This is a genomic window from Ruminococcus gauvreauii, assembly GCF_025151995.1.
Lineage (GTDB): Bacteria > Bacillota > Clostridia > Lachnospirales > Lachnospiraceae > Ruminococcus_G > Ruminococcus_G gauvreauii.
Genome location: NZ_CP102290.1, coordinates 566,202 through 581,296, shown reverse-complemented (window position 1 = coordinate 581,296; position 15,095 = coordinate 566,202). Strand labels below are relative to the sequence as shown.

Annotated in this window: 15 protein-coding genes and 1 other RNA gene; 12 read left to right on the top strand and 4 right to left on the bottom strand. The window is 49.7% G+C overall.

The features are described from left to right. Positions 1-9: 9 nt before the first annotated feature. Genes dnaG through NQ502_RS02790 form a run of 5 tightly spaced genes read left to right on the top strand, consistent with a single transcriptional unit; the run spans position 10 to position 6,135 of the window. Positions 10-1,794 (top strand): DNA primase, encoded by a 1,785-nt coding sequence (gene dnaG / locus NQ502_RS02810; protein WP_028529212.1) that lies wholly within the window; start codon positions 10-12, stop codon positions 1,792-1,794. 45 nt (positions 1,795-1,839) lie between these two features. Further along, entirely contained in the window at positions 1,840-2,964 is a 1,125-nt protein-coding gene (gene rpoD, locus NQ502_RS02805) for an RNA polymerase sigma factor RpoD (RefSeq protein ID WP_456115058.1), read from the top strand. Positions 2,965-2,981: 17 nt separating this feature from the next. Then, complete coding sequence (locus NQ502_RS02800; protein WP_028529210.1) at positions 2,982-3,677, top strand: tRNA (adenine(22)-N(1))-methyltransferase; 696 nt, start codon at positions 2,982-2,984, stop codon at positions 3,675-3,677. Then, entirely contained in the window at positions 3,667-4,449 is a 783-nt protein-coding gene (locus NQ502_RS02795) for a Nif3-like dinuclear metal center hexameric protein (RefSeq protein ID WP_028529209.1), read from the top strand. The genes NQ502_RS02800 and NQ502_RS02795 overlap by 11 nt, the downstream gene beginning before the upstream one ends. Before the next feature lie 18 nt (positions 4,450-4,467). Then, positions 4,468-6,135, top strand: a complete 1,668-nt coding sequence (locus NQ502_RS02790) for a nucleoside kinase (protein WP_028529208.1) — start codon at positions 4,468-4,470, stop codon at positions 6,133-6,135. A 61-nt stretch (positions 6,136-6,196) separates the two neighbouring features. Here NQ502_RS02790 and NQ502_RS02785 read toward each other — a convergent pair whose 3' ends face one another. Beyond that, positions 6,197-6,838, bottom strand: coding sequence for a DUF4125 family protein (locus NQ502_RS02785; RefSeq protein ID WP_028529207.1), 642 nt, complete (start codon positions 6,836-6,838; stop codon positions 6,197-6,199). Positions 6,839-6,850: 12 nt separating this feature from the next. After that, positions 6,851-7,636 (bottom strand): glycyl-radical enzyme activating protein, encoded by a 786-nt coding sequence (locus NQ502_RS02780; RefSeq protein WP_044983360.1) that lies wholly within the window; start codon positions 7,634-7,636, stop codon positions 6,851-6,853. Positions 7,637-7,889: 253 nt separating this feature from the next. On the opposite strand from NQ502_RS02780, the gene NQ502_RS02775 reads away from it, so the two are divergent. The 5 genes from NQ502_RS02775 to NQ502_RS02755 all read left to right on the top strand — a co-directional run bounded on the left by NQ502_RS02775 (position 7,890) and on the right by NQ502_RS02755 (position 11,100). Then, positions 7,890-8,750 carry a tetratricopeptide repeat protein gene (locus NQ502_RS02775; protein WP_260046599.1) on the top strand — a complete coding sequence of 287 codons (861 nt, stop codon included), beginning with the start codon at positions 7,890-7,892 and terminating at the stop codon, positions 8,748-8,750. Next, complete coding sequence (locus NQ502_RS02770) at positions 8,747-9,670, top strand: DUF4037 domain-containing protein (RefSeq protein WP_028529205.1); 924 nt, start codon at positions 8,747-8,749, stop codon at positions 9,668-9,670. The genes NQ502_RS02775 and NQ502_RS02770 overlap by 4 nt, the downstream gene beginning before the upstream one ends. Positions 9,671-9,715: 45 nt before the next feature. Beyond that, an RNA gene (gene rnpB / locus NQ502_RS02765) (RNase P RNA component class A) lies at positions 9,716-10,067 on the top strand. A gap of 18 nt (positions 10,068-10,085) precedes the next feature. After that, positions 10,086-10,679, top strand: a complete 594-nt coding sequence (locus NQ502_RS02760; protein WP_028529204.1) for a Maf family protein — start codon at positions 10,086-10,088, stop codon at positions 10,677-10,679. After that, complete coding sequence (locus NQ502_RS02755) at positions 10,660-11,100, top strand: acyl-CoA thioesterase (RefSeq protein WP_028529203.1); 441 nt, start codon at positions 10,660-10,662, stop codon at positions 11,098-11,100. The genes NQ502_RS02760 and NQ502_RS02755 overlap by 20 nt, the downstream gene beginning before the upstream one ends. Positions 11,101-11,143: 43 nt before the next feature. Here NQ502_RS02755 and NQ502_RS02750 read toward each other — a convergent pair whose 3' ends face one another. Together NQ502_RS02750 and pyrB are read right to left on the bottom strand one after the other, a co-directional pair. Beyond that, complete coding sequence (locus NQ502_RS02750; protein ID WP_028529202.1) at positions 11,144-11,584, bottom strand: aspartate carbamoyltransferase regulatory subunit; 441 nt, start codon at positions 11,582-11,584, stop codon at positions 11,144-11,146. Next, positions 11,578-12,498: an aspartate carbamoyltransferase gene (gene pyrB / locus NQ502_RS02745; protein WP_028529201.1), complete on the bottom strand. Its 921-nt coding sequence runs from the start codon at positions 12,496-12,498 to the stop codon at positions 11,578-11,580. The genes NQ502_RS02750 and pyrB overlap by 7 nt, the downstream gene beginning before the upstream one ends. 143 nt (positions 12,499-12,641) lie before the next feature. Between pyrB and NQ502_RS02740 the strand changes: the two genes are divergently transcribed. Continuing rightward, positions 12,642-13,952, top strand: a complete 1,311-nt coding sequence (locus tag NQ502_RS02740) for a bifunctional folylpolyglutamate synthase/dihydrofolate synthase (RefSeq protein WP_028529200.1) — start codon at positions 12,642-12,644, stop codon at positions 13,950-13,952. Further along, complete coding sequence (pheA, locus tag NQ502_RS02735) at positions 13,949-15,082, top strand: prephenate dehydratase (protein WP_028529199.1); 1,134 nt, start codon at positions 13,949-13,951, stop codon at positions 15,080-15,082. Before NQ502_RS02740 ends, pheA begins: the two co-directional genes overlap by 4 nt. Positions 15,083-15,095 lie beyond the last annotated feature (13 nt).

Here is a 15,095-nt window from a genome sequence, read left to right as displayed (position 1 = left end):
GGAGAAAATATGCGCTATTCAGAAGATTTAATTGAAGAGATTCGGCTGAGAAACGACATCGTAGATGTGATTTCCGGATATGTAAAGCTGACACGCAAAGGAAGTTCCTACTTTGGACTCTGCCCGTTTCATAATGAAAAATCTCCTTCATTTTCGGTCAGTCCGGACAAGCAGATGTATTACTGTTTCGGCTGCGGAGCGGGAGGCAATGTTTACACCTTTATTATGGAATATGAGAATTTTACCTTTACGGAGGCGGTAAAGTTTCTGGCGGAACGAGCCGGAGTACAGCTTCCGGTTCAGGAGTACTCGAAGGAAGCAAAAGAGCAGGCTGATCTGAAGACGCAGCTGCTGATGATACATAAACTGGCGGCAAAATTTTATTTCTACCAGCTGAAAGATAAGGCAGGAGAACAGGCTTACCATTATCTGAGAGGCCGGGAGCTGTCGGATGAAACAATCGTGAAATTCGGACTCGGTTATTCCGCTAAATTCAGCGATTCCCTGTACCGGTATGTCAAGGGCAAGGGGTACACGGACGATGTCCTCAGCAAATCCGGACTTTTTCAGGCTGATGAAAAAAGAGGAATGTACGATAAATTCTGGAACCGTGTGATGTTCCCGATCATGGACGTAAGCAGCAGGGTCATCGGCTTCGGCGGCAGGGTAATGGGAGACGGAAAGCCTAAATATCTGAACTCTCCGGAAACAATTATTTTTGATAAGAGCAGAAATCTGTACGGACTTAATATTGCGAGGACAGCGAGAAAGAAAAACCTCATCATCTGCGAGGGGTATATGGATGTGATCGCCATGCATCAGGCGGGATTTGACAACGCGGTCGCTTCACTTGGGACGGCACTTACCGCACAGCAGGCAAATCTGATCAAACGCTATGTAAATGAAGCGCTCCTGCTGTACGACAGCGACGAGGCAGGACAAAAGGCGGCGCTCCGGGCGATTCCGCTGCTGAGAGCTGCAGGAGTATCTGCCAGGGTCATCGATTTGTCTCCGTATAAAGACCCCGACGAATTTATCAAGGAAGCTGGTGCCGGGGAATTCCGGGAACGACTGGAAAATGGACGAAACGGTTTTATGTTTCAGGTCATGACAGAAAGCAGAGGGTTCGACCTGAAAGATCCGCAGGGACAGTCTGATTTCTTTCACCGTGTTGCGAAGATGCTGCTGGAATTTGAAGATGAGATTGAACGCACCACTTATCTGGAGGCTGTCGCCAGGGAGTATCAGGTGAAACCTGATATGCTGCAGCGTCTCGTTGGAAGGCTGGCGCTGAAGGGAGCAGGGGTCCCCCGGACGGAGCCGCCGAAATCGGGACAGCACAGAAAACAGGAGAGAGAAAATGGTTATGAGCTCTCTCAGAAGCTGCTTCTGACCTGGATGGTCACATATCCCGGAATCTTCGAAGAAGTTATGCAATGGATTTCACCGGAGGATTTTACAACGCCCCTGTATCACTCGGTGGCAAAGATGCTGTACGAACAGCATCAGAATGGAGAAGTGAATCCGGCAAGGCTGCTGAATGCCTTTTCGGACAGTGAGGAACAAAAATCCGTGGCGGCTGTGTTTAACGCAAGATTTCCATTGCAGGATGATGCACAGCGGACACAGGCACTGTGGGATGTAATCTGCCGGATGATGGAGAACAGTATTGCCTATCGGACAGAGCACCTGGATCCTGCAGATATGAAAGACCTGATGAAAATCATGGAAGATAAGAAAAAGCTGGAGGACTTGAAAGGGAGGAAGGTGCAGCTGCATATTTCTTTTGATTAAGGATAAAATATAAACAAGCTATGGAAGGATGGAAAACCAATGGAAATGGATATCGCGAAATTTAACGAGAAACTGGCAGAACTTTTAGCGCAGGGAAGAAAGAAAAAAAACATTCTGGAGTATCAGGAAATCAGTGATTGTCTTCAGGATATGCCATTGGATGCAGAACAGATGGATAAAGTGTTCGATTATCTTGAGAACAACGGAATTGATGTACTTCGCATGGTGGAGCCGGAGAAAGAACCGGATGTCCTTCTGCTGTCGGATGATGATGAGATCAATCTGGAGGAAGAAGAGGAGGTGGATGTTGAGAATATCGACCTGTCTGTTCCGGAGGGGATCAGCATTGAAGATCCGGTCCGTATGTACCTGAAAGAGATCGGTAAAGTACCGCTTCTCTCTGCAGAAGAGGAGATCGAGCTGGCGAGGCGGATGGAAGAAGGAGATGAAGAAGCGAAGAAGCGTCTGGCTGAAGCCAATCTGCGTCTCGTTGTCAGCATCGCGAAGCGGTATGTGGGACGCGGTATGCTGTTCCTGGATCTGATCCAGGAGGGAAACCTGGGACTGATCAAAGCCGTTGAAAAATTTGATTACAGAAAAGGATATAAGTTCAGTACGTACGCTACGTGGTGGATCCGTCAGGCGATCACAAGGGCGATCGCGGATCAGGCGCGTACCATACGTATTCCGGTCCATATGGTGGAGACGATCAACAAACTGATCCGCGTATCCAGACAGCTGCTGCAGGAGCTTGGGCGTGAACCTACCCCGGAAGAAATCGCTGAAGAGATGAACATGTCCGTAGAACGTGTCCGTGAGATTCTGAAGATATCCCAGGAACCGGTTTCTCTGGAGACTCCGATCGGCGAGGAGGAAGACAGTCATCTCGGCGACTTCATTCAGGACGACAACGTACCGGTGCCGGCAGATGCTGCCGCATTTACACTGCTGAAGGAACAGCTGGTGGAAGTTCTCGGTACGCTGACAGAGAGGGAGCAGAAAGTGCTCAGGCTGCGCTTCGGACTCGACGACGGAAGGGCCAGAACGCTGGAAGAGGTTGGGAAAGAGTTTAATGTAACAAGAGAACGAATCCGTCAGATTGAGGCAAAGGCACTGCGTAAGCTCCGCCATCCGAGCCGCAGCCGCAAACTGAAGGATTATCTTGATTGAGACAGGTGCAAAGTATCATGCAGTTATCAAAAAGATTGTCGGCGATCGCCCGACTGGTCACGAGAGGAAACCGTCTGGCTGATGTCGGCTGTGACCACGGTTATATTCCGATCGCTTTGACAGAGGCGGGAGTGATTCCCGGTGCGATTGCGATGGATGTCAACGAGGGGCCGCTTGAGCGGGCCCGGAAGAATATATCGAAATCGGCTGCAGCACCGTACATAGAAACAAGACTGTCGGACGGACTGGAAGCACTTGAGCCGGGAGAGGCGGATACGCTGCTGATAGCCGGTATGGGAGGCTGTCTGACCGTAGATATTCTGAATGCCAGGCTGGAGACGGTACATTCAATGAAGGAACTGATCCTCCAGCCGCAGTCAGACATTGACAGGGTGCGTCGGTGTCTCGCGGAGAATGGCTTTCTGATCATTCAGGAGGATATGGTCTGCGAGGATGGGAAGTATTATCAGATGATGAAGGCTGTTCCCGGGAAGATGGAGTATGACCGGGAGATCTTTTTTCTCTATGGGAAACTTCTGCTTGAGGCCGGACATCCGGTTCTACAGGAATACCTGAAAAAGAAACAGCATAACAATGAAAAGATCCTGAAACAGATCTGGGAACAGGGACAGTCGGAATCAGAAAAAAGAACAGCCGAAATCAGACAGGAGATGCAGAAGATTATTTCTGCTTTGGAATATTATGACATGTAAAGAGATTATAAAAGTACTGGAAGCTAACTGGCCGTTGGAATATGCACTGGACTGGGACAATGTCGGACTGCTCGTGGGCAGGGAAGAGAAAAAAGTTTCCCGCATTTATGTAACGCTGGATGTGACAGATGATGTCCTTGAACAGGCACAGGCTTGGGGGGCTGATATGATTGTTTCACACCATCCGCTGATCTTTTCCGCGGTCAAACAGATCAACGGCAGTACATTTCTCGGCAGACGGATTTTAAAGCTTGCTGCGGGGGACATTGCGTACTACGCAATGCATACAAATTTTGACGTGATGGGTATGGCACAGCTGAATCAGGCGAGCCTGAAACTTCGGGATGCCTCGGTGCTGATGGTTACATGCAGAGAAGCAAACAGAGAAGAAGGGATCGGCCGGATAGGATTACTTCCTGAAGTAATGACACTGGGCCGGTTTGCAGAATATGTGAAAGATAAGCTTCATCTTCCGCAGGTACTGGTATACGGGGATCAGGACTCTGTGATCAGGTTGGCGGCAATATCCGGCGGTTCCGGAAAAAGTGCGGTGAAGCCGGCCGTTGCTGCGGGGGCACAGGTTCTCGTGACGGGAGATATTGATTATCATACAGGGATCGATGCGGTCGCGGAAGGACTGGCGGTGGTGGATGCCGGGCATTACGGGACAGAAGCCGTATTTATCCCGTATATGACGGAACAGCTGCAGAAGCTGTTTCCGGAACTGGAGGTGTGCGGTGCAGATATTGTACCGCCGTTCGGGGCAGTATAGCATAGGAGGCCTGAGATTATGGACAAAAAGATGTATCGGGTAACAATGGCGGGAATGACCGAAGAGTTTCCGGAGGGAATGCCCTATGGAAATATTGTGGAGGCGATGAAGCCTGACACAAAGTATCCGGTAATGCTGGTGATGGTAAACGGACGGCTTCGGGAGCTGCACAAGACACTCAAAGAAAGCTGTGAACTGGTTCCCATCACGACTGCGGATAATATCGGCCATAAAACATACAAAAGGAGTATGACGCTGCTGATGTTAAAGGCAGTCTACCATGTCGCAGGATATGAGAATATCCGCAAAGTGGTGATCCACTATTCCGTCAGCGACGGGTATTATTACACGATACAGGGGAATGTCCGGATAACGTCAGAGTTTCTGAAAAAAGTCGAAGAACATATGCACAGGATCGTTGAGGAGAAGCTGCCTATTATCAAGAGGAGTGTGGACCGGGGAGAAGCCGCCAGGATCTTTCATAAGCACGGGATGTATGAAAAGGAGCAGCTGTTCCGGTTCCGAAGAGTTTCCAGGGTGAATATCTACAGCCTTGATGGATTTGAAGACTATTATTACGGCTTCATGGCGTGGCATACCGGATATCTGAAATATTTTAAGCTCATTCCCTACGATGACGGCGTCGTGCTGCAGATGCCGAAACAGTCAAAACCAGACGAGGTACCTGAATTTAAGCCGTCGCCCAAAGTGTTTGCCATTCAGAAGGAATCGGAGAAGTGGGGCGAAATGCTGAAAGTCGATATGGTCGGTGCGCTGAACGATTACATCAGCAGGAACGGGATTCAGAAACTGATGCTGATCGGAGAGGCGCTGCAGGAGGGAAAGATATCCGCTATTGCTGAGCAGATCAGCTCGCGCAGGGATGTGAAATTTATCATGATCGCGGGTCCTTCTTCGTCGGGCAAGACGACATTTTCACAGCGTCTGTCGATACAGCTGGCGGCACACGGCATGAATCCGCATACGATCGCGGTGGATAATTATTTTAAAAACCGCGAGGAGACTCCGCTCGATGAGTTTGGCAAAAAGAATTATGAATGTCTGGAGGCTGTTGACGTCGACGGGTTTAACCGGGATATGACGGCGCTGCTGAAAGGAAACACAGTGGAGATCCCCAGGTTTAACTTTGTGGACGGGCGGCGCGAGTATAAGGGCGACTATATGCAGCTCGGTCCGGACGATGTGCTGGTCATCGAAGGTATCCACGGGCTGAATGATAAGCTGAGTTATGCGCTGCCGAAGATGAACAAGTTTAAAATCTATATCAGTGCACTGACGCAGCTGAACGTAGATGAACATAATCGGATTCCAACGACTGACGGACGTCTGCTGCGGCGCATTGTCAGAGACAACCGGACGCGGGGGACTTCTGCTCAGGAGACCATTGCGATGTGGAGTTCCGTAAGAAGGGGAGAGGAGCAGTATATCTTTCCGTTCCAGGAAGAGGCGGATATCATCTATAATTCGGCATTAATATATGAACTGGCTGTCCTTAAGCTGTATGCCGAGCCGCTGTTGTTTCAGATACAGCCGGGATGCCCGGAATACTATGAGGCTGTCAGGCTGCTGAAATTCCTGGACTATTTCGTGGGTGTACCGGGGGAGGATATCCCGAGAAATTCCATTCTTCGCGAGTTTATAGGCGGGAGCTGTTTTCTGGTATAAAAAGCTTGAGTATTGCGGCGGTCTGCCGGTGTGTATTCACTGTGCAGACTGCCGTTTTCATTTATTCTGCCGTGCTGAAACGTCTGCGCATTTCATGATCAGCCTCATCCAGTGAGTGATAGCCGTATTGTGAGACGGTATGTTCCAGAATCTGTTGATTGAGATTCAACCCTTTCTGCAGCAGCTTTTCTGCGTGGGCCGCATACAGTTCGAGTGTTTTTTCGGAATATGTCAGCAGCTCACCCCAGAGATAAGTTTCAAAGGAGGTCACATGGGGACCGTCCTCCCGGGCATGAATGGCTCTTCCACGGTGTGCCAGGTAAGGCCAGCGGGCGGCGATCTCCTCCTGCCAGCCGACTTGAATTTGACAGATCAATTCGGCCCGGCGGCGTTTTGCTTCGCCGGGTTGAGGCAGCAGCCGGCGGATCTTTTGGTATTCCTCCGGACAGGTGCGTTCCATCATATAACCGTATTTTTCACTGAGCGGGTTTCGCCCGGCGGCTTTTGCTTCCAGCAGATCATCGCGATAGCTGCTCAAAAGCTCCGGGGGCCAGGGCAGCAGCTGGCTGGAGCGCATGATTTGAAATGTGGACCAGTTATCCTGGCAGACAGCGCGCCCTCCGATGTTCTGCACCTGATCAAAGAGTTCCCATTCCATACAGATAATGGATGATACATATTCTTTTTTTCCTTCCGGGTCCATGTGTGTCTCCTTTCAAACCAAGGCTTTCACATATTTACCAATGATATTCCGGCACCAATCCATATGTTCTGCAGAGGGGGACCGTAAGTCTTTCAGCGGATAGGGACGTCCTAACCGGCGATAAGTATCGGAGCCGAGCCGGTGATACGGTAAAAGCTGTACATACTGCAGATTCGTAAGCTGAGCGCAGAAACGGCCGATGCTCTCCAGCTCTGCCTCTGTGTCATTGATTCCCGGTATCAGAGGTGTGCGGATGATCAGCTTATAATCTGCTTTTATCGTCCCTGCTTTTTTCAGGTTTTCCAGAATGAGTTTATTTGAGACACCGCAATATTTCCTGTGTTTTTCATCATCTGTGAGCTTTAAGTCTGCAAATACCGTATTGGAAGCCTGCAGGATAGGTTCGGCGGTCTCCCAGCTTCCATACAGTGAGGTTTCAACGGCGGTGTCTATGGCCTCCCAGCGTGCGCGCGTGAGAAGGCAGCGCACATATTCGGGCTGACTGAGCAATTCACCGCCGGAAACGGTCATTCCGCCGCCGGAATGGAAATAAAAGGGGATGTCCTTGCGAACTTCTCTCAGTACTTCCTCGACGGTCATGATTTTACCGTATCGGTTTCCTTCGGCTTCTTCGATGATATAATTTTGACTCTCCGGTGTGGAGCACCACTGGCATCGAAGAGGACATCCTTTCATAAAGACGACGGTTCGGTAGCCGTCGCCATCGTAGATGGAACTGCGCTCCAGACGGAGAATGGTTCCCTTCAGATCGCAACCTTCGTAATTGTTATGTGTCATATCATATCCCTTTTTTTATAAATGCCTGTGCGGAACAGGAAGCAATGTGATCCGATCTGCGGACATATTGGTTAACAGGAAAAATAAGTTGCCTAAAATGTGATTTTATTATACAATGTTGACATGATAAATGCAATACTTTTGGCTGAAACTGGCAAAACACATTGAAAAACAGGATGTGAATGAAAAAGTTAAACATATCAAAATGAAACTATAAGAAAATTTTCCTCATATTATATTGGGAAACAGGAGCGTGGAAGATAAGATGCCGGAAAGACAAATAAGAGGGATATCAGAATGGGATGCGAAGGAATTCTATCATCAGCTGGGAGTGCGGTATCGGACTCACGATATGGAGCGGATCGAGCAGTTCCTTGCGGCATGTGTCCGGTCATTGGGAGAAGAACAGAAGAATCCGATGCTGCTCTGCATGGTCTATAATGAGATGGGATCCTTTTACCGGGGAACCAGCCGTTATCAGGAGTCGCTGTCTGCATTCCGAAAATCGCAGGAGCTCGTCCTGGACCTGAAGGGCAGAGATACTGCAGACTATGCTGTGTCTGTTAATAATATAGCGGGAACTTACAGACTGATGGGCGAGTATGAGCAGGCTGTTTCCCTTTTTCTGGAGGCGCTAAATATCCATGAGAAACTGGGAGACCGGCAGTCTTACGCCTATGCCAGCGTGCATAACAATCTGGCTCTGGCCTGTCAGGAATTGGGACAGCTTTCCCGGGCTGCCAGTCACCTGGAGACGGCGCTGCCGCTGATTGAGACGATGCCAGGGCACAGCCATGAGGCAGCGGTGACGGAGACGAACCTCGGAATCCTGTACCACCGCATGGGAGAGACGGAAAAAGCGCATCGAAGTATCGCCGGAGCGCTGCATACTTTTGAGGGACTGGATGATGAAAAAAATGTACATTATGCAGCCGCACTGAATATGCTTGGGACTTTTCACTATGAAACCGGTCAGTATGAGCAGGCTGCTGCCGCCTATAAAAAAGCTGCAGAATATACGGAGCGTTTCTTTGGTCGAAATGCAGAGTACGAGACGGCCTGCCGAAATCTTTCACGCGCCCGCAGAAAACTGAGGGAGGGACCCGTCATATGAGTGGTTTGGAGTTATCAAGAGCCTATTATGAAGCACATGGCAGAGAACTGCTGGAACAGAGATTTCCGCAGCTCTTTGACAGGATGACCATAGGGCTGGCCGGTGAAGGCTCTGAGTGCTTTGGATTTGATGATCTGTATTCTGAAGATCATGACTTTGGCCCCTCTTTTTGTATTTGGCTGGAGGGCGCGGACTATTTGAAATACGGACGGGAAGTACAGAAGGCATACGATTGTCTGCCGGGGATCTTCATGGGATATCCGGCCAGAAAAGTGACAAGTCACGGACAGGGGAGAGTGGGTGTTCTGTGTACCCAGACATGGTACAGTAAATACACCGGCTGCTCCAGGGGGCCGGAAACGCTGGAGGAGTGGCTGTGTGTGCCGGAATCCAGTCTCGCGACGGTTGTGAACGGTGCGGTTTTCAAAGATCCCGGTGAGAGTTTTACAAAGATACGTAATCGTCTGCTGTATGAGTGTCCCGAGGATATCCGCATCAGGAGGATCACTGTGAGAGCGGCCGCCATGGCGCAGGCGGGACAATACAATTATATGCGCTGCTGGAAACGGGAAGACAGGATCGCTGCACTTCTGGCATTGTCTGAATTCGTCAGAGCCGGACTTTCCATGGTCTATCTTTTGAACCGGACATATGCGCCCTATTACAAATGGATGTATCGGGGAATCAAAGACCTGCCGGTCCTCTCCAGGGCCTACGATCTTTTCGGACGGCTGGCCAGGGCGCAGGGCGGAGAAGAAACAGAGGGTATTATTGAGAGAATCTGCCTGATCGTGGCGGCAGAGCTGAGAAGACAGGGGCTGACGGAGGAGAAGGATTCTTTTCTGGATACTCATTGTGAACCCATGCTGGACCGTATAAAAGAACAGAGAATCAGAAATATGCCGGTTGCCGTCTGGTGATTCTGGACAAAATAAAAAAAACGTGCTAGAATATATCGTTGTTGGTAAGTAGAATAAATGATCGCGGCTGACGTATACCGAAAGGTGTCAGGTGAGGAAAGTCCGGGCTTCGAAGGGCAGGATGCCGGATAACGTCCGGTGGAGGTGACTCCAAGGCCAGTGCAACAGAAATATACCGCCTGCCAGGTGCAGGTAAGGGTGGAAGGGCAGTGTAAGAGACTACCGCCTGACTGGTAACAGACAGGGCACATGTAAACCCCATCCGAAGCAAGACCGAACAAAAAGCAATGTGGCTGCCCGTCACGCTTTTAGGTGGGTCGCTTGAGGCTGCTGGCGACAGCAGCACTAGACAGATGATCATTCACGACATAACCCGGCTTATCGTTCTGCTTACCGCACGAAAGGAAAAACAACTATGAGACAGATCATACTCGCTTCAAAATCACCGAGAAGAAAAGAACTGCTTGAGCAGATCGGCCTGACCTTTACGATGATTCCCGCCTGCGGGGAAGAACACATCCACACGGATGATCCGGTGGAAGCCGTAAAAGAGCTCTCAATGCAGAAAGCCCGGGAAATAGGAACGCAGCAGACCGGTGATGTCCTGATCATCGGCGCGGATACCATCGTCGCCCACGAGGGACGGATCCTCGGAAAACCGTCGGATCCACAGGACGCCGCCGCGATGCTTGCGATGCTGCAGGGCGGGACCCACAGTGTTTTTACCGGGGTCACGCTGCTGTGCGGACCGGATGGCAGCCGTACTTCAGTGACATTCGCAGAGGAGACGAAAGTATCGTTTTATCCGATGTCGGATGAGGAGATCAGCTGGTATGCCAGCACAGGGGAGCCTCTCGATAAAGCAGGTGCTTATGGGATTCAGGGACTTGCAGCGGTATTCATCCGGGGCATTGAAGGGGATTACCAGAATGTGGTCGGTCTTCCGGTGGCGAGGATTTATCAGGAGATGAGACAGAGAGGCTGGACAGATGCAGATCGTACCGTATGAACACAAGGCGCAGTATTATGAGACGGATAAGATGGGGATTATCCATCACTCCAACTATATTAGATGGTTTGAAGAAGCAAGAATAGATTATATGGAACAGGCCGGCATCCACTATCAGGATCTCGAGGAAGACGGCCTTATGATTCCGGTGCTGGAGGTGGAAAGCCAGTATAAAAATATGACCAGGTTTGGTGAAACCGTATGTATTGCGGTTCGCCTGATTTCTTACAACGGCATTCGCATGCGCATCGGCTATGTGATAACCGAAAAGGAGAGCGGTCAGGTACGATGTACCGGTGAGACGGCACACTGCTTTCTGGATGAGAAAGGCAGTCCCGTTTTTTTGAAAAAAGGCAGTCCCAGGTGGCATGAAAGATTTTTGAATATGATAAAAGAAGAACAGCCGCGCCGTGATGAATAAAGTCATCCGTGCGGCTGTTCTTCTCTTATCAGGACAGCGAATTCTATTTCTTACGGCGGTCGCCTTCGTATTTCTCTTCGCAGTATTTACAGCGGTAAATCTCACGCTCGGGGTCGGTCAGGATGAAAATATGTTTCAGCTCCTGTTCGATGGATGTGATGCAACGCGGATTTCTGCATTTAATCACTTCTTTGATCTGTTTCGGAAGTGACAGCTCACGTTTTTCGCTGATGCGGCCGTCTTTGATGATGTTAACGGTAATGTTGTGATCGATGAAACCCAGGATGTCGAGATCCAGCATATCGACCGGGCATTCTACTTTGATGATATCTTTTTTGCCCATTTTGCTGCTTCGGGCATTTTTGATGATCGCGACACAGCAGTCCAGCTTGTCCAGCTGCAGATCATGGTAAATGGTCATACTCTTTCCGGCTTTAATATGGTCGAGCACAAAGCCTTCATTGATAGCGCCGACATTTAACATGTTTTCACCTCCAGTAATGTGAGAATCAGTGCCATTCTGACGTAAACTCCGTACTGCACCTGACGGAAGTATGCGGCTCTCGGATCATTGTCAACTTCAGTGGAAATCTCATTTACCCGGGGAAGCGGATGAAGCACGAGCATATCTTCGGGAGCCAGGGCCATTTTTGCTTTGTCCAGAATATAGAAGTCTTTCATACGCACGTAATCTTCTTCATTGAAGAAACGTTCTCTCTGGACACGGGTCATGTACAGAAGATCGAGTTCCGGGAGCGCATCTTCCAGTCGTATTACTTCTTTATATTCTTTCTGGTTGCGTTCCAGCACGTCTTCACGGATGTAGTCGGGAACACGAAGCTCTTCCGGTGAAATCAGAACAAATTTCACTCCGGTATAGCGCACAAGGGCTTCGATCAAAGAATGGACAGTACGCCCGAATTTCAAATCGCCGCAAAGGCCGATGGTCAGATGATCAAGGCGTCCTTTCAGGGAACGGATGGTCAATAGATCGGTGAGTGTCTGGGTCGGGTGCTGATGACCGCCGTCACCGGCATTGATGACCGGAATGGAAGATACCATGGATGCCACAAGCGGGGCCCCTTCTTTGGGGTGGCGCATGGCGCAGATATCTGCATAGCAGGATACCATGCGGATCGTATCTGAAACACTTTCCCCTTTCGTCGCAGAGCTGGAACTGGCACTGGAGAATCCAAGTACCTTGCCCCCAAGATTCATCATGGCTGCTTCAAAGCTCAGACGCGTGCGGGTACTCGGTTCATAAAAAAGTGTAGCAATTCGTTTGCCGTCGCAGACGTGTTCATATTTTTCCGGATTTTTTTCTATGTCATTTGCAAGATCGAGCAGACGATCCAATTCTTCCACCGAAAAATCCAGCGGACTCATTAAATGCCTCATAAATGCCTCCTTCTGTGGATGATGTTTTCCTACAATCCTCTGCATCCCATCATATAATAAAACACTGTCGATTTCAAGCGCAAACTTCCTTGTAATCAGGCTGGTCTTGTAATATAATGATTTTTAATAATAAGGAGTGGATTATGGACTATAAAGAGGCAAGGGCTTATATAGACGATGCATGGAAGTATGCCGGAGATATGGGGCTTTTCAACACAGAAAATTTACTGGAGAGACTGGGGCATCCGGAGGATGACCTGGAATTTATCCATATCGCCGGGACAAACGGCAAGGGCTCCGTGGCGGCATACATTGCGACGGTACTGCAGTGTGCCGGATACCGGGTGGGGAGATATGTTTCTCCTACTATCTATTCTTACAGGGAACGGATTCAGATCAATGAAGAATATATCAGTAAAGAAGATTTTACCATTTATATGGAACAGCTGATACCTGTTATGCAGCAGATGGAAGCGGAGGGACTGCAGCATCCCACGCCGTTTGAGATTGAAACCGTACTCTCGTTTCTGTATTTCAGAGACCAAAAGTGTGATATCGTGGTACTTGAATGCGGTATGGGGGGAGCGACGGATGCGACAAATGTTATTCGGACGACAAAGATGGCAGTGCTCACTTCCATAAGCCTGGACCACGTTGGAGTGCTGGGAGATGATCTGCTGGAGATCGCAGCGAATAAGGCCGGGATCATAAAACCGGGAGCCATCGTGGTAATGGGACGGCAGGAGCCCCAGGTGGAGGATGCCGTCTGGGCAATCTGCATGGAGAAGGGAAACCCGTTTATCGCGGCAAAGCCCCAGGAAGCTGTCGTACGGGATGTGACGGTGGAACATCAGACTTTCCGGTATCATGGGAGCGAGATCACAATCTCACTCGCAGGAAGCCCGCAGATCGAAAACGCAGTGCTGGCGCTGGAATGCATTCAGGCTCTCTGTCAGCTGGGATTCAATGTGACGAATGAGGAGATCGAAAAGGGATTTCTGGAGACGCGCTGGGAGGGCAGGTTTACGGTTCTGTCCAGAAATCCGTATTTTATTGTGGACGGTGCGCACAACGTGGACGCTGCGATGAAGCTTCGCCAGTCGATCATGACATATTTCCCGCAGAAACGCCTGATTTTTATCATGGGTATGTTCCGGGATAAGGATTACCGGCAGGTCGCCGGACTGATGGCGAAAATGGCAGACTGCATATTTACGGTCACGCCTCCTGATCCGGTGAGGGCGCTGCCGGCAGAAGAATTTGCCAGGGTTATCAGGGAGTTTAATCCAAAAGTGACAGCATGCACTTCACTCAAAGAGGCAGTGGGCAGAAGCTTTGTCGCTGCGAATTCAGAGGACGCGATCCTCTCTTTCGGCTCTCTTTCCTTTGTCGGCGAGGTGACAAGGCTCGTGAAAGAGAGAACAGGAGAAATGAAAAAGGGAGAAACAACATGATAGATTTACAGGAGATACGGAATCAGATCGATGAGATCGATGATGACATACTGAAGTTGTTTGAGAAGAGAATGCATTTGACCGGCGAGGTGGCTCAGTTTAAGATCGAGACCGGCAAGCAGGTGTTTGACAAGGAACGTGAGCTTCAGAAACTGAAGGTGCTGAAAGATAAGGCATCCGGTGATTTCAATGCAAAGGGTGTGCAGGAGCTGTTTCAGCAGATCATGTCCATCAGCAGAAAACGCCAGTATCAGCTGTTAACCGAGAATGGCGTGGCTGTAAAAAGTGATTTCCGTGAGGTTAAAAAGCTGCCGACCGATCAGGCAAGGGTCGTCTTTCAGGGCGTCGAGGGGGCGTACAGCTTTGCGGCGACACACACATATTTCGGAGAATCGGTGGACAGCTTTCATGTAGAGACATGGCGGGACGCGATGGATGCCATCGCAGACGGAAGAGCAGAGTATGCGGTTCTGCCGATCGAGAATTCGACTGCCGGAATCGTGGCAGATATTTATGATCTGCTGGTGGAGTACCAGCACAATATCGTTGCGCAGCAGATCATTCGGGCTGAACACGTGCTGATGGGTGTTCCGGGCAGCAGTACCGCAGACATACGGACCGTGTATTCACATCCGCAGGCTCTGCGCCAGTGCAGAAAATATCTGGATGAACACCCCGGCTGGAAGGAAGTGGAGCTTCTGAACACTGCTGTTGCAGCAAAAAAAGTAAAGGAAGATGCGGACATCAGCCAGGCGGCAATCGCAAGCCGTCAGGCGGCAGAGCATTTCGGACTGGCGGTCTTAAACGACAGGGTATTCTACAGTGAGACCAATTCCACAAGGTTTATCATTGTATCCGGAAAGAAAATCTACACTTCTGATGCTGATAAGATCAGTATCTGTTTTGAACTGCCTCATGAAAGCGGTACGCTCTATAACATTCTGGCACATTTCATTTATAACGATCTCAATATGACCAAGATTGAATCCAGGCCTCTCCCGGAGAAAAACTGGGAATACCGGTTTTTCGTGGATTTTGAGGGGAATCTGAATGACAGCGCCGTAAAGAATGCACTGCGGGGGATTGAGCAGGAAGCAAGCGCGCTGCGTGTGTTTGGAAATTACAGATAAAAGAGAAAGAAGG

Coding starts and splice junctions, on each gene's coding strand:
- dnaG (WP_028529212.1), top strand. CDS start 10: ATGCGCTATTCAGAAGATTTAATTGAAGAGATTCGGCTGAGAAACGAC.
- rpoD (WP_456115058.1), top strand. CDS start 1,840: ATGGATATCGCGAAATTTAACGAGAAACTGGCAGAACTTTTAGCGCAG.
- NQ502_RS02800 (WP_028529210.1), top strand. CDS start 2,982: ATGCAGTTATCAAAAAGATTGTCGGCGATCGCCCGACTGGTCACGAGA.
- NQ502_RS02795 (WP_028529209.1), top strand. CDS start 3,667: ATGACATGTAAAGAGATTATAAAAGTACTGGAAGCTAACTGGCCGTTG.
- NQ502_RS02790 (WP_028529208.1), top strand. CDS start 4,468: ATGGACAAAAAGATGTATCGGGTAACAATGGCGGGAATGACCGAAGAG.
- NQ502_RS02785 (WP_028529207.1), bottom strand. CDS start 6,838: ATGGACCCGGAAGGAAAAAAAGAATATGTATCATCCATTATCTGTATG.
- NQ502_RS02780 (WP_044983360.1), bottom strand. CDS start 7,636: ATGACACATAACAATTACGAAGGTTGCGATCTGAAGGGAACCATTCTC.
- NQ502_RS02770 (WP_028529205.1), top strand. CDS start 8,747: ATGAGTGGTTTGGAGTTATCAAGAGCCTATTATGAAGCACATGGCAGA.
- NQ502_RS02760 (WP_028529204.1), top strand. CDS start 10,086: ATGAGACAGATCATACTCGCTTCAAAATCACCGAGAAGAAAAGAACTG.
- NQ502_RS02755 (WP_028529203.1), top strand. CDS start 10,660: ATGCAGATCGTACCGTATGAACACAAGGCGCAGTATTATGAGACGGAT.
- NQ502_RS02750 (WP_028529202.1), bottom strand. CDS start 11,584: ATGTTAAATGTCGGCGCTATCAATGAAGGCTTTGTGCTCGACCATATT.
- pyrB (WP_028529201.1), bottom strand. CDS start 12,498: ATGAGGCATTTAATGAGTCCGCTGGATTTTTCGGTGGAAGAATTGGAT.
- NQ502_RS02740 (WP_028529200.1), top strand. CDS start 12,642: ATGGACTATAAAGAGGCAAGGGCTTATATAGACGATGCATGGAAGTAT.
- pheA (WP_028529199.1), top strand. CDS start 13,949: ATGATAGATTTACAGGAGATACGGAATCAGATCGATGAGATCGATGAT.